This is a genomic window from Pseudomonas putida (assembly GCF_026625125.1).
GTDB classification, from domain to species: domain Bacteria; phylum Pseudomonadota; class Gammaproteobacteria; order Pseudomonadales; family Pseudomonadaceae; genus Aquipseudomonas; species Aquipseudomonas putida_X.
Map to the genome: position 1 here is coordinate 4,590,282 of NZ_CP113097.1, position 13,754 is coordinate 4,604,035.

The 13,754-nt window shown below is 63.3% G+C and carries 10 protein-coding genes; 8 read left to right on the forward strand and 2 right to left on the reverse strand.

The window, feature by feature from the left end; translation table 11 throughout:
* The first annotated feature begins 157 nt into the window (after window positions 1-157).
* The 3 genes from map to dapC are packed head-to-tail and all read left to right on the forward strand — an operon-like array spanning window position 158 to window position 4,906.
* Window positions 158-940: a type I methionyl aminopeptidase gene (gene map / locus OSW16_RS21140; RefSeq protein ID WP_004375406.1), complete on the forward strand. Its 783-nt coding sequence runs from the start codon at window positions 158-160 to the stop codon at window positions 938-940.
* A 36-nt stretch (window positions 941-976) separates the two neighbouring features.
* Window positions 977-3,679, forward strand: a complete 2,703-nt coding sequence (locus tag OSW16_RS21145; protein ID WP_267818232.1) for a [protein-PII] uridylyltransferase — start codon at window positions 977-979, stop codon at window positions 3,677-3,679.
* Window positions 3,680-3,709: 30 nt separating this feature from the next.
* Window positions 3,710-4,906, forward strand: coding sequence for a succinyldiaminopimelate transaminase (gene dapC / locus OSW16_RS21150; RefSeq protein WP_267818234.1), 1,197 nt, complete (start codon window positions 3,710-3,712; stop codon window positions 4,904-4,906).
* Between the two features lie 60 nt (window positions 4,907-4,966).
* Here the strand turns inward: dapC and OSW16_RS21155 are convergent, their stop codons facing one another.
* Window positions 4,967-6,613 carry a Na+/H+ antiporter gene (locus OSW16_RS21155; RefSeq protein ID WP_267818236.1) on the reverse strand — a complete coding sequence of 549 codons (1,647 nt, stop codon included), beginning with the start codon at window positions 6,611-6,613 and terminating at the stop codon, window positions 4,967-4,969.
* A gap of 435 nt (window positions 6,614-7,048) precedes the next feature.
* On the opposite strand from OSW16_RS21155, the gene OSW16_RS21160 reads away from it, so the two are divergent.
* The 4 genes from OSW16_RS21160 (at window position 7,049) to OSW16_RS21175 (ending at window position 10,168) form a co-directional block, all read left to right on the forward strand.
* Entirely contained in the window at window positions 7,049-7,396 is a 348-nt protein-coding gene (locus OSW16_RS21160) for an ArsC family reductase (protein ID WP_241804440.1), read from the forward strand.
* 42 nt (window positions 7,397-7,438) lie between these two features.
* Window positions 7,439-8,473: a 2,3,4,5-tetrahydropyridine-2,6-dicarboxylate N-succinyltransferase gene (gene dapD / locus OSW16_RS21165; protein ID WP_241804406.1), complete on the forward strand. Its 1,035-nt coding sequence runs from the start codon at window positions 7,439-7,441 to the stop codon at window positions 8,471-8,473.
* Between the two features lie 82 nt (window positions 8,474-8,555).
* Complete coding sequence (locus OSW16_RS21170) at window positions 8,556-9,761, forward strand: cysteine desulfurase (RefSeq protein ID WP_267818240.1); 1,206 nt, start codon at window positions 8,556-8,558, stop codon at window positions 9,759-9,761.
* On the forward strand, window positions 9,758-10,168 hold the full coding sequence (locus OSW16_RS21175; RefSeq protein ID WP_241804404.1) for a SufE family protein: 411 nt from the start codon (window positions 9,758-9,760) through the stop codon (window positions 10,166-10,168). Before OSW16_RS21170 ends, OSW16_RS21175 begins: the two co-directional genes overlap by 4 nt.
* 20 nt (window positions 10,169-10,188) lie before the next feature.
* On the opposite strand, the gene tcdA is transcribed toward OSW16_RS21175, so the two are convergent.
* Complete coding sequence (tcdA, locus tag OSW16_RS21180) at window positions 10,189-10,998, reverse strand: tRNA cyclic N6-threonylcarbamoyladenosine(37) synthase TcdA (protein WP_241804403.1); 810 nt, start codon at window positions 10,996-10,998, stop codon at window positions 10,189-10,191.
* A 132-nt stretch (window positions 10,999-11,130) separates the two neighbouring features.
* Here tcdA and OSW16_RS21185 point away from each other — a divergent pair, with 132 nt between their 5' ends.
* Window positions 11,131-13,722 carry a glycosyltransferase gene (locus tag OSW16_RS21185; protein WP_267818244.1) on the forward strand — a complete coding sequence of 864 codons (2,592 nt, stop codon included), beginning with the start codon at window positions 11,131-11,133 and terminating at the stop codon, window positions 13,720-13,722.
* The last annotated feature ends 32 nt before the right edge of the window (window positions 13,723-13,754 follow it).

The window sequence follows — 13,754 nt, forward strand, 5'->3', positions numbered from 1 at the left end:
AAGAGAAAGCCGACCGCAGACCCCCAAGCCACGCCGCTCAGCTTGCAGCTTGCAGCTCGAAGCTTGAAGCTTGATGCTGGGTTCACAGCCGCCCTCTGATAGAATGAGGGCCTTTTCCGTTTGTTCGCGCCACCTGCGGCGCCGTAGAGAGCCTGTAATGACCGTTACCATCAAGACCGCAGAAGACATCGAGAAGATGCGCATCGCCGGCCGCCTGGCCGCCGAAGTGCTGGAAATGATCGAAGAACACGTCAAGCCCGGTGTCACCACCGAAGAGCTCGACCGCCTGTGCCACGACTATATCGTCAACGTGCAGCAGGCCATTCCGGCACCGCTCAACTACAAAGGCTACCCGAAGTCGATCTGCACCTCGATCAACCACGTGGTCTGCCACGGCATCCCCAACGACAAGCCACTCAAGGACGGCGACACGCTGAACATCGATGTCACCGTGATCAAGGATGGCTACCACGGCGACACCAGCCGCATGTTCCACGTCGGCACTGTGCCGGTCTGGGCCGAACGCCTGTCCAAAGTCACCCAGGAATGCATGTACAAGGCCATCGAACTGGTCAAGCCAGGCTGCCGCCTGGGCGATATCGGTGAAGTGATCCAGAAGCACGCCGAAAAGAACGGTTTTTCGGTGGTGCGTGAATTCTGCGGCCACGGCATCGGCAAGGTGTTCCACGAAGAGCCGCAGATCCTCCACTACGGCCGTGCCGGCACCGGCATGGAGCTCAAAGAGGGCATGACCTTCACCATCGAACCGATGATCAACCAGGGCAAGGCCGACACCAAGGTACTGGGCGACGGCTGGACTGCCATCACCAAGGACCGCAAGCTCTCGGCGCAGTGGGAACACACCCTGGTGGTGACCGCCACCGGCTACGAGATCTTCACCCTGCGCAAGGACGACACCATCCCGCGCACTTCGGCCTGAATTCACGCCAAAGCCCCTACGACAGGAACGCGATGCATGCCCCAGGTGGATCCCGAGCTGTTCGACCGCGGCCAGTTCCAGGCGGAACTGGCCCTCAAGGCGAGCCCCATCGCCGCTTTCAAGAAGGCCATCCGCCAGGCCGGCGAGGTGCTCGACAAGCGTTTCCGTGACGGCCGTGAAATCCGTCAGCTGATCGAGGACCGTGCCTGGCTCGTCGACAACATCCTGCAACAGGCCTGGAAGCAGTTCGACTGGGGCGATGCGGACGGCATCGCGCTGGTGGCGGTCGGGGGCTATGGGCGCGGTGAACTGCACCCGCACTCGGACATCGACCTGCTGATCCTGCTGCGCGACGTCGAACACGAGCAGTACCGCGATGCCATCGAACGCTTCCTTACACTGCTGTGGGACATCGGCCTGGAAGTGGGCCAAAGCGTGCGCACCATCGACGAGTGTGCCGAACAAGCCCGTGCCGACCTGACGGTCATCACCAACATGATGGAAAGCCGTACCATCGCCGGCCCTGAAGCCCTGCGTCAGCGCATGCTCGAGGTCACCAGCACCGCGCACATGTGGCCGAGCAAGGAGTTCTTCCTGGCCAAGCGTGCAGAGCTCAAGGCCCGCCACCACAAGTACAACGACACCGAGTACAACCTCGAGCCCAATGTAAAAGGCTCGCCCGGTGGCCTTCGCGACATCCAGACAGTCCTTTGGGTAGCCCGTCGCCAGTACGGCACCCTGAACCTGCACGCCCTCGCTGGCGAAGGCTTCCTGCTGGAAAGCGAAAACGAACTGCTGGCTTCCTCCCAGGACTTCTTGTGGAAGGTGCGCTACGCCCTGCACATGCTCGCCGGCCGCGCCGAAGACCGCCTGCTGTTCGACCACCAGCGCAGCATCGCCGCACTGCTGGGCTACAGCGACGAAAATCCCAAGCGCGCCATCGAACAGTTCATGCAGCAGTACTACCGGGTGGTGATGAGCATCAGCCAGTTGTGCGACCTGATCATCCAGCACTTCGAGGAAGTCATCCTCGCCGACGATGACAGTGGCACCACCCAGCCGCTCAATACACGCTTCCGCCTGCACGACGGCTACATCGAAGCGGTCAACGCCAACGTGTTCAAGCGCACGCCGTTCGCCATGATGGAGATCTTCGTGCTGATGGCGCAGCACCCGGAAATCAAGGGTGTGCGCGCTGACACCGTGCGCCTGCTGCGCGAGCACCGCCACCTGATCGACGACACCTTCCGCAACGATATCCGCAACACCAGCCTGTTCATCGAGCTGTTCAAGTGCGAAATCGGCATCCATCGCAACCTGCGGCGGATGAACCGCTACGGCATCCTCGGCCGCTACCTGCCAGAGTTCGGCCTGATCGTCGGGCAGATGCAGCACGACCTGTTCCACATCTATACGGTCGACGCGCACACCCTCAACCTCATCAAGCACCTGCGCAAGCTGCAATACACGCCCGTATCCGAAAAATTCCCGCTGGCCAGCAAGCTCATGGGCCGCCTGCCCAAACCTGAGCTCATCTACCTGGCCGGTCTGTACCACGACATCGGCAAAGGGCGCCAGGGCGACCACTCCGAGCTGGGCGCTGTGGATGCGAAGAAATTTTGTGAGCGCCATCAGTTGCCCGCCTGGGACAGCCGGCTGATCGTCTGGCTGGTGCAGAACCACCTGGTGATGTCCACCACCGCGCAACGCAAGGACCTGTCCGACCCGCAGGTGATCAACGACTTCGCCCTGCATGTCGGCGACGAGACGCGCCTGGACTACCTGTATGTGCTGACCGTGGCCGACATCAATGCCACCAACCCCAGCCTGTGGAACTCCTGGCGCGCCAGCCTGCTGCGCCAGCTGTACAGCGAGACCAAACGGGCCCTGCGTCGCGGCCTGGAAAACCCGCTGGACCGCGAGGAGCAGATCCGTCAGACACAGAGCGCTGCGCTGGACATCCTCGTCAGAGAGGGCACCGACCCGGACGACGTCGAGCAACTCTGGTCGCAACTGGGTGACGACTATTTCCTCAAGCACAACGCCGCTGATGTGGCCTGGCACAGTGATGCGATCCTGCAGCAGCCTGCCGACGGCGGGCCGCTGGTACTGATCAAGGAAACCACCCAGCGTGAGTTCGAGGGCGGTACGCAGATTTTCATCTATGCCCCCGACCAGCACGACTTCTTTGCCGTGACCGTAGCGGCCATGTCGCAGCTCAACCTGAACATCCATGACGCGCGCATCATCACCTCGAGCAGCCAGTTCACGCTCGACACCTATATCGTGCTCGACAATGACGGCGGCTCCATCGGTGACAACCCGCAACGCGTCAAGCAGATCCGCGACGGCCTGACCGAGGCGCTGCGCAACCCCGAGGATTACCCGACCATCATCCAGCGTCGGGTACCCCGCCAGCTCAAGCATTTCAACTTCCCGCCGCAGGTGACCATCCTCAACGATGCCCAGCGGGCGGTGACCATCCTCGAGATCACCGCGCCGGACCGCCCCGGGCTGCTGGCGCGGATCGGGCGGATCTTCCTGGAGTTCGACCTGTCACTGCAGAACGCCAAGATCGCCACCCTCGGCGAACGCGTGGAAGACGTATTCTTCATTACCGACGCCGACAACCAACCGCTGTCCGACCCGCAGTTGTGCAGCCGCCTGCAGGAAGCGATCGTGCAACAGCTGCAGGCCGGCCAGGCCAGCGATGCCAGCCCGGCCCGCGTGACCTTTTAACGATTAGACGATTGACGAGACCTTGCGCCGATGAACCATGCCTTGACCCAGCTTCAGCCCTACCCGTTCGAGAAACTCCGCGCGCTGCTGGGCAGCGTGAAGCCTGCGGTGGACAAGCGCGCCATCGCCCTGTCGATCGGTGAGCCGAAGCACGAATCGCCGGCATTCGTAGCCCAGGCCATGGCCGACAACCTCGACAAGCTGGCGGTCTACCCCAGCACCATCGGCCTGCCAGCGCTGCGCCAGGCCATTGCCCAGTGGTGCGAGCGCCGCTTCGGCGTACCGGCCGGCTGGCTGGACGCAGACCGCCATGTGCTGCCGGTCAACGGCACCCGTGAAGCGCTGTTCGCCTTCACCCAGGCCGTGGTCAACCGCGCCGATGATGGCCTGGTGGTCAGCCCCAACCCGTTCTACCAGATCTACGAAGGCGCGGCCCTGCTCGCCGGCGCCACGCCGCATTACCTGCCGTGCCTGGAAAACAACGGTTTCAACCCGGACTTCGACGCCGTGCCCGCCGAGGTCTGGAAGCGCTGCCAGATCCTGTTCCTGTGCTCACCGGGAAACCCCACCGGCGCACTGGTACCGATGGACACCCTGAAGAAGCTGATTGCACTGGCCGACGAGCACGATTTCGTCATCGCCGCCGACGAGTGCTACAGCGAGCTCTACTTTGACGAAGACGCCCCACCACCGGGCCTTCTCAGTGCCTGTGCCGAACTGGGTCGCAGTGATTTCAAGCGTTGCGTGGTATTCCACAGCCTGTCCAAACGCTCCAACCTGCCGGGCCTGCGTTCGGGCTTCGTTGCCGGCGATGCGGAAATCATCAAGCCGTTCCTGCTCTATCGCACCTACCATGGCTGCGCCATGCCAGTGCAGACCCAACTGGCCAGCATCGCCGCCTGGCAGGATGAAGCGCATGTGCGCGAGAATCGCGACCAGTACCGCGCCAAATACGATGCCGTGCTGGATATCCTGCAGCCCGTGCTGGACGTACAGCGGCCCGATGGCAGCTTCTACCTGTGGGCCAAGGTGCCGGGGTGCGATGCTGACTTCACCCGCGACCTGTTCGAAGCCCAGCATGTGACGGTGGTGCCTGGTTCGTACCTGTCGCGCGACGTGGACGGCGTCAATCCGGGGGCCGGGCGGGTACGCATGGCACTGGTCGCACCGTTGGCCGAGTGCATCGAAGCGGCTGAGCGGATTCGTGCGTTCGTGCAAAACCGTTGATCGAGTGAGTGCCGCACTGTAGCTCGAACGCCGGCTTACCGGCGCTTGAGCTACAGCGGCTCATTTGACTGCCCCCAGGTTCGCCTCGCTCAAGTCCAGCTCACCCAACACTTGCCGTACCACCTCGTCGCCTACCAGGTGCTGGCGATGCAGGTTATACAACTCCAGGCGCTGCGCCCTGAGCGCCCGCAGGCGCAGGCGGCGCTCCAGCAAGTCCATCTGCTCTGCCAAGGCCCTCGCCTCGGCCGTGTCGTTGTAACTGTCCAGTTCATCGCGGTACTCGGCCATCAACCGTGCCTTGAGCTCCGTGGCCAGGGTCGCCTGCGCCGCATCCTGAGGCGCGCTGGCATCAATCACTTCCTCGGCCTCCAGGGCATGAATGGCAGCCTCGGCCGTGCGCCGCCAGGCTTCCTGCACCTCCTGATGCAGCCGCTCGTCCGGGCTGCGGGTGACACCTTTCAAGAGAAAAGGCAGAGCCACGCAGGCGCTGGCCAGCGAAAGCAAGATGACGCCCGCAGCGATGAAAATCAGCAGGTCGCGCTCTGGGAAATCCTGGCCAGCCCCGATCAGCAGCGGTATCGACATCACACCCGCCAGGGTCACGGCCCCGCGCACCCCACCTAGGGTCAGCAGCCAGCATGAGCGCGCGGTGGGCATCAGTACCAGTGCCGGTTTGCCCCGCCAGCGACGCACGACCCCAACCGCCCGCCAGATGCTTTGCACCCAGATGAAACGCAGCAGGATCAGCGCCGCGAAGATCGCCAGCACATCCAGGCAACGCCAGGCCAGTGTCGGCCACAGGGTAGGCTCATGGCTGACCACCGCCTTGATGATGTCCGGCAATTGCAGGCCCAAGAGGAGGAAGATCAGGCCATTGAAGGCGAATTCCAGCAGCGACCAGACACTACGGTTGAGCAGGCGGGTGCTGGTCTGGCGCGGCAGCAGATCGAGCCAGCTCTGCATCATGCCGGCGGCGACCGCCGAGAGGATGCCCGATACCCCAAGGCGCTCGGCCAATACATAGGCGGCAAACGGCAGCAGCAGCATGAATACCACGTGAGTGGCCGGGTCATCCCAGCCACGGGCGATCATCCAGGCGCGCAGCCTGCCAATCAGCCAGCTCAGAGCCACGCCGACCGCCAACCCGCCGATGGCAACCAAGACAAAACTGAAACTGGCATCGGCCAGTGAAAATACGCCGGTGATCGCCGCTGCCAGCGCAAACTTGAAGGTCACCAGGCCAGAGGCGTCATTCATCAGCGCCTCCCCCTGAAGCATGTGCATCAGGGGAGTGGGGAGGCGGTCCTGGGTGATGGCCGAGACGGCCACGGCGTCGGTCGGCGACAATACGGCCGCCAGGGCAAAGGCGACCGCCAGCGGGATGCTGGGCAGCAGCCAATGGATGAAGTAGCCGGCACCGACCACAGTGAACAGCACCAGCCCTACAGCCAGCGCCACCACCGGCCCGCGGATGCGCCACAGTTCGCGTTTCGGGATGCGCCAGCCGTCGGCAAACAGCAACGGCGGCAGGAACAGGAAGAGGAACAGTTCAGGGTCCAGGGCCACATGCAGCCCCAGGCTCGGCCAGGCCAACAGCGCACCGGCAGCGATCTGCACCAGCGGCAGCGGCAACGGGATTACCCGCCCGACCAGTTTCGACACGCTTACCAGCGTCAGCAGGATGAGGACGGTATAGGCGGACTGCATCCGTTAAAGCTTCCTTTGTGAACCGAAATCAATCCAGGCGAAAGACCGCCATGGAAACAACATGTTAGCGCTGTGTGGCAACCCTGGGCCGCTGCACGAAAGTCGCAGGCGGCGCATGAATATGTAACATGATGATACCCGCCTAACGTGCAGATGCTGACGTTTGCCTCCACAGGTGCAATGAAATCCGGCACTTGCATACGCCCACCCCCGAGTGCTGGCTCAACTTGCAGAGCACCTACCCGCTGCGCACAGCCAGGCAGCAATAGGGCAATGAAATCATCCAGGCGGTTCACCGTTTGGTCGATCAAGACACATCCTGACCCGTCGTCAGGGCGCCTCGGGCGTGGCGCACCGAGGATCGTTCCCGCATAATCGCGTGACTGACATTCGGAAATGGAGAGATTGGGGCAGCCTGTGACCCCAATGCACACAATGACCTACACGCTCTACGGCATCAAAGCCTGCGATACCATGAAAAAAGCGCGCACCTGGCTCGAAGATCAAGCCATCGCCTACGAATTCCATGACTACAAGACTCAAGGCATCGACCGTGACAGCCTGAACCGCTGGTGCGACGAGCACGGCTGGGAAGTGATCCTCAACCGTGCCGGCACCACGTTCCGCAAGCTCGACGATACCAGCAAGGCCGACCTCGACCAGGCCAAGGCCGTCGAGCTGATGCTGGCCCAGCCGTCGATGATCAAGCGGCCGGTGCTCGACCTTGGCGCGCGCACCCTGGTCGGTTTCAAACCTGACCTGTACGCCGCTGCGCTGGCCTGAGTCCATCTACGCATCGCCCCCTATTTCGCACGAGGTAATCATATGTCCACTACCCTGTTCAGCCTGGCCTTCGGTGTCGGCTCCCAGAACCGCCAGGGCACCTGGCTGGAAGTCTTCTACGCACAGCCGCTGCTCAAGCCGAGCGCCGAGCTGGTCGCCGCTGTTGCGCCGATCCTCGGCTATGAAGGTGGCAACCACGCCATCACCTTCAGCAATGCCCAGGCCGCGCAACTGGCCGAAGCCGTCAAAGGCATCGATGCCGCCCAGGCCGCCCTGCTGACCCGCCTGGCCGAAAGCCACAAGCCGCTGGTCGCCACCCTGCTGGCCGAAGACGCTGCCCTGGCGTCGACCCCAGAGGCCTACCTGAAGCTGCACCTGCTGTCGCACCGCCTGGTCAAGCCGCACGGCGTGAGCCTGGCAGGCATCTTCCCGCTGCTGCCGAACGTCGCCTGGACCAACCAAGGCGCCGTCGACCTGGCAGAGCTGGCCGAACTGCAACTGGAGGCGCGCCTCAAAGGCGAGCTGCTGGAAGTGTTCTCGGTGGACAAGTTCCCGAAGATGACCGACTACGTGGTCCCGGCCGGCGTGCGTATCGCCGACACCGCCCGTGTGCGCCTGGGCGCCTACATCGGCGAAGGCACCACGATCATGCACGAAGGCTTCGTCAACTTTAATGCCGGCACCGAAGGCCCGGGCATGATCGAAGGCCGTGTATCGGCCGGTGTATTCGTCGGCAAGGGTTCGGACCTGGGCGGCGGCTGCTCGACCATGGGCACCCTGTCCGGTGGTGGCAATATCGTCATCAAGGTCGGTGAAGGTTGCCTGATCGGCGCCAACGCCGGCATCGGCATCCCGCTGGGCGACCGCAACACCGTCGAAGCTGGCCTGTACATCACAGCCGGCACCAAGGTAAACCTGCTCGACGAAAACAATGAGCTGGTCAAAGTGGTCAAGGCGCGCGACCTGGCTGGCCAGACCGACCTGCTGTTCCGCCGCAACTCGCTCAACGGCGCCGTCGAGTGCAAGACGCACAAATCGGCGATCGAGCTGAACGAGGCGCTGCACGCCCACAACTGAGAACTCCCCAAGGGTTCGAAGTGTTAAGATCGGGTCTGGCGCACTCACGCCAGACCCGATTTTCATTCCAGGCCCCGTGATCATGTTCCAGCCCTCCCCCTGGCGTGCCGATTTCCCCGCCATCGACGCCCTGCAACGCCAGCACCAGACCTACCTGGACAGCGCTGCCACCACCCAGAAGCCCCAGGCCCTGCTCGATGCCCTGAGCCACTATTACGGCCACGGCGCAGCCAATGTGCACCGTGCCCAGCACCTGCCGGGCGCACTGGCGACCCAGGCGTTCGAAACCAGCCGCGACAAGGTCGCCGCCTGGCTCAACGCTGGCGAATCGCGGCAGGTCATCTTCACCCACGGCGCCACGTCGGCCCTGAACCTGTTGGCCTATGGCCTGGAACACCGTTTCGAGGCAGGCGACGAAATCGCGGTGAGCGCGCTGGAGCACCATGCCAACCTGCTGCCCTGGCAACAACTGGCGCGGCGGCGCAACCTGCGCCTGGTGGTGCTGCCGCTGGATGAGCATGGCCGCATCGACCTTGAGCAGGCGCTGCAGTTGATTGGCCCGCGTACCCGCGTGCTTGCGGTCAGCCAGTTGTCCAACGTGCTCGGCACTTGGCAGCCGCTGCCAGCGTTACTCGCCCATGCCCGGGCCCAAGGGGCGCTGACGGTAGTCGATGGCGCCCAGGGTGTGGTGCATGGCCGCCACGATGTTCAGCAACTGGGCTGTGATTTCTACGTATTCTCCAGCCACAAACTGTATGGCCCGGAAGGGGTCGGCGTACTTTATGGCCGTGCGCAGGCGCTGGAACTGCTGCGCCACTGGCAGTTCGGCGGTGAAATGGTACAGCTGGCTGACTACCAGAGTGCCAGCTTCCGCCCCGCACCGCTGGGCTTCGAGGCTGGCACTCCGCCGATCGCCGGGGTGATCGGCCTGGGGGCGACGCTCGATTACCTGGCCAGCCTCGATGGCCAGGCCGTCGAGAATCACGAGACCCACCTTCATCATCACCTGCTGCGCGGGCTGGCCGACCGTGATGGGGTGCGGGTGCTGGGCGCGCCACAGGCTGCCTTGGCCAGCTTTGTCATCGAAGGCGTGCACAATGCCGACATCGCCCACCTGCTGACAGAGCAAGGCATTGCCGTGCGTGCCGGCCATCACTGCGCCATGCCACTGCTCAAGGGGCTGGGGCTCGAAGGCGCGATTCGGGTATCGCTGGGCATGTACAACGACAGCGATGACCTGCAACGTTTCTTCGATGCCCTCGATCAAGGCCTGGAGCTGTTGCGATGAGCCTGCCAGTACGCGCCCAGGCAGTATTGGAGCGTTTCGAGCAGGCCCGCGGCTGGGAGCAGCGTGCCCGGCTTCTGATGCAGATGGGTGAGCAACTGGAACCGCTGAGCGATACGCAAAAAGGCGAGGACAACCGCGTGCACGGCTGTGAAAGCCTGGTATGGCTGGTAGCTGAACAGCACGACGGCCAGTGGCAGTTCAAGGCGAGCAGTGATGCGCGACTGTTGCGTGGCCTGCTGGCAGTGCTGCTGGTGCGGGTGCAAGGGCTGGACAGCCGCGAACTGGCAGCGCTTGACCTGCGCGCATGGTTTACCCAATTGGGGCTGGAGCGGCAGTTGTCGCCATCGCGCAGCAATGGCCTGCATGCAGTGTTGCTGCGCATGGCCGAGCTGGTTTCAGACCACTGAACCCAGCTCGGCCGTGCGCCTCACTCGGCCTTGACCCGCTCTGACGGGCGCCGGGCGCCAGCCACCAGCTTTTCCACGGCCTTGCTCGCCGCCACCATGCCAAAGGTCGCCGTCACCATCATCACCGCGCCAAAGCCCCCGGCGCAGTCAAGGCGCACACCCTCGCCCACGAAGCTCTTCTGCAGGCACACGCTGCCATCGCCCTTGGGGTAGCGCAGCTGTTCGCTGGAGAACACACACGGCACCCCGTAATTGCGGCTGACGTTGCGCGAAAAGTTGTAGTCACGCCGCAGGGTCGAACGTACCCGCGATGCCAGCGGGTCGTTGAAGGTCTTGTTGAGGTCGCCGATCTGAATCTGTGTGGGGTCGATCTGCCCACCTGCGCCGCCGGTGGTGACGATCGCGATCTTGCGCCGCCGGCACCAGGCAATGAGCGCCGCCTTGGCCATCACGCTGTCAATGCAGTCGACGACGCAATCGAGCTGCTCGGTGATGTACTCAGCCATGGTGTCGCGGGTGACGAAGTCAGCCACCGCATGCACTGTGCAGGCCGGGTTGATCGCACGCAGACGCTCGGCCATCACCTCGACCTTGGGGCGCCCCACCTGCCCTTCCAGGGCATGGGCCTGGCGGTTGGTGTTGCTGACACAGACATCATCCAGATCGAACAAAGTGATCTCACCCACGCCACTGCGCGCCAGCGCCTCGGCCACCCAGGAGCCCACCCCGCCGATACCGACGACCGCCACGTGGGCCTGGTTCAGGCGTTGCAGCCCTTCGTCGCCGTACAGCCGGCCAACGCCGGCAAAGCGTGGATCTTCTGTGCTCATGTTCGTACCCCGAAGCTCATACCGCCAAAACGGCGCGCATTATAGGCCAGCAGCGCCGATGACCTCCATCGTTAGGAAAACACCTACTGATCCTGCTTTAATGTCCTACTACCTCGACAGATATGGACGACAATGTCATCTCGCAAATTCGGCTTGAACCTGGTGATTGTCCTGGCCATCGCCGCACTGTTCACCGGGTTCTGGGCGCTGGTCAATCGGCCGGTCTCGGCGCCGGCCTGGCCTGAGCAGATATCAGGCTTCTCGTACTCGCCATTTCGTCTGGGGGAAAGCCCGCAAAAAGGCCAGTACCCAAGCGATGCCGAGATGCGCCAAGACCTGGAGCAGATGAACACGCTGACCGACAGCATCCGTATCTACACCGTCGAAGGCACCCAGGCCGATATCCCGCGCCTGGCAGAGGAGCTTGGGCTGCGCGTCACCCTGGGCATCTGGATCAGCCCGGACCTGGAGCGCAACGAGCGAGAGATCGCCACCGCCATCGAACTGGCCAACACCTCGCGCAGTGTGGTTCGCGTGGTGGTCGGCAACGAAGCGCTGTTCCGCGAAGAAGTCACGCCCGAAGCCTTGATCCAGTACCTCGACCGGGTGCGAGCCGCAGTCAAGGTGCCGGTCACCACCAGTGAACAGTGGCACATCTGGAAGGAACACCCGGAACTGGCCAAGCATGTCGACCTGATCGCCGCGCACATCCTGCCCTACTGGGAATTCGTGCCCATGAAGGATTCCGTGGAGTTCGTCCTGGATCGGGCCCGTGAGCTGAAACAACAGTTCCCGCGCAAGCCATTGCTGCTCTCGGAAGTCGGCTGGCCGAGCAACGGCCGCATGCGCGGCGGCGCCGACGCGACCCAGGCCGACCAGGCCATCTACCTGCGCACGCTGGTCAACACCCTCAACCGCCGCGGCTACAACTATTTCGTCATCGAAGCCTACGACCAACCCTGGAAAGCCAGTGACGAGGGCTCGGTGGGCGCCTACTGGGGCGTATTCAATGCCCAACGCCAGCAAAAATTCAATTTTGAAGGGCCGGTGGTGGCGATACCGCAATGGCGTGCGCTGGCGGTCGCCTCGGTGGTGTTGGCGATGATCGCCCTGACCGTATTGCTGATCGACGGCTCGGCCTTGCGCCAACGCGGGCGAACGTTCCTCACCTTCATCACCTTCCTCTGTGGGTCAGTGCTGGTGTGGATCGGTTACGACTACAGCCAGCAGTACAGCACCTGGTTCAGCCTGACTGTCGGCGTGCTGCTGGCGCTCGGCGCGCTCGGCGTCTTCATCGTGCTATTGACCGAGGCGCACGAGTTGGCCGAGGCGGTGTGGATTCACAAACGCCGCCGGGAGTTTCTGCCGGTGCAGGGCGACAGCGCCTACCGGCCCAAGGTCTCGGTACATGTACCGTGCTACAACGAACCGCCCGAGATGGTCAAACAGACACTCGACGCCCTGGCCGCCCTGGATTACCCGGACTACGAAGTGCTGGTGATCGATAACAACACCAAGGATCCAGCCGTTTGGGAGCCGCTCAAGGCCCACTGCGAAAAGCTCGGCGAGCGCTTCAAGTTCTTCCACGTCGCGCCGTTGGCCGGGTTCAAGGGCGGTGCGCTCAACTACCTGCTGCCGCACACCGCCAAGGATGCCGAAGTGATCGCAGTGATCGACTCGGACTACTGCGTGGACCGCAACTGGCTCAAGCACATGGTGCCGCATTTCGCCGACCCGAAGATCGCCGTGGTGCAGTCGCCCCAGGACTACCGCGACCAGCATGAGAGCGCCTTCAAGAAGCTTTGCTACAGCGAGTACAAAGGCTTCTTCCACATCGGCATGGTCACCCGTAACGACCGTGACGCGATCATTCAGCACGGCACCATGACCATGACCCGGCGCACCGTGCTGGAAGAACTGGGCTGGGCCGAATGGTGCATCTGCGAAGACGCCGAACTGGGCCTGCGGGTGTTCGAGAAAGGCCTGTCGGCTGCCTACGCCCACAACAGCTATGGCAAGGGCCTGATGCCCGACACCTTCATCGACTTCAAGAAGCAGCGTTTCCGCTGGGCCTATGGCGCCATCCAGATCATCAAGCACCACGCCGCCGCCCTGCTGCGCGGCAAGGGCAGCGAGCTGACCCGTGGCCAGCGCTATCATTTCCTGGCCGGCTGGCTACCCTGGGTCGCCGATGGCATGAACATCTTCTTCACGGTCGGTGCCCTGCTCTGGTCGGCGGCGATGATCATCGTGCCGCACCGGGTCGATCCCCCCCTGATGATCTTCGCCATCCCGCCACTGGCGCTGTTCTTCTTCAAGGTCGCCAAAATCATCTTCCTTTACCGCCGGGCGGTCGGGGTCAACCTCAAGGACGCATTCGCAGCGGCCCTGGCGGGGCTGGCACTGTCGCACACCATCGCCAAGGCGGTGCTGTACGGGTTCTTCACCAGCAGCATGCCGTTCTTCCGCACGCCGAAAAATGCCGACAGCCATGGGCTGCTGGTCGCGATTTCCGAAGCGCGCGAAGAACTGTTCATCATGCTGCTGCTGTGGGGAGCGGCAGCCGGGATCTACCTGGTGCAAGGGTTGCCGAGCTCGGACATGCGCTTCTGGGTCGCGATGCTGCTGGTGCAGTCACTGCCCTACCTGGCGGCGCTGGTAATGGCACTGCTGTCGTCGCTGCCCAAGCCCGAGCACACAATGGCCGAGCCTCAGGAGGCTTGAACATCGCGGGGCCGCGCAGCGGCCCAAAGCCC

Excerpts from the sequence above, each read along its gene's own strand:
- OSW16_RS21155 (WP_267818236.1), bottom strand. The coding sequence starts at position 6,613 with ATGCAGTCCGCCTATACCGTCCTCATCCTGCTGACGCTGGTAAGCGTG.
- OSW16_RS21160 (WP_241804440.1), top strand. The coding sequence starts at position 7,049 with ATGACCTACACGCTCTACGGCATCAAAGCCTGCGATACCATGAAAAAA.
- OSW16_RS21175 (WP_241804404.1), top strand. The coding sequence starts at position 9,758 with ATGAGCCTGCCAGTACGCGCCCAGGCAGTATTGGAGCGTTTCGAGCAG.
- OSW16_RS21185 (WP_267818244.1), top strand. The coding sequence starts at position 11,131 with ATGTCATCTCGCAAATTCGGCTTGAACCTGGTGATTGTCCTGGCCATC.
- map (WP_004375406.1), top strand. The coding sequence starts at position 158 with ATGACCGTTACCATCAAGACCGCAGAAGACATCGAGAAGATGCGCATC.
- dapD (WP_241804406.1), top strand. The coding sequence starts at position 7,439 with ATGTCCACTACCCTGTTCAGCCTGGCCTTCGGTGTCGGCTCCCAGAAC.
- dapC (WP_267818234.1), top strand. The coding sequence starts at position 3,710 with ATGAACCATGCCTTGACCCAGCTTCAGCCCTACCCGTTCGAGAAACTC.
- OSW16_RS21145 (WP_267818232.1), top strand. The coding sequence starts at position 977 with ATGCCCCAGGTGGATCCCGAGCTGTTCGACCGCGGCCAGTTCCAGGCG.
- tcdA (WP_241804403.1), bottom strand. The coding sequence starts at position 10,998 with ATGAGCACAGAAGATCCACGCTTTGCCGGCGTTGGCCGGCTGTACGGC.
- OSW16_RS21170 (WP_267818240.1), top strand. The coding sequence starts at position 8,556 with ATGTTCCAGCCCTCCCCCTGGCGTGCCGATTTCCCCGCCATCGACGCC.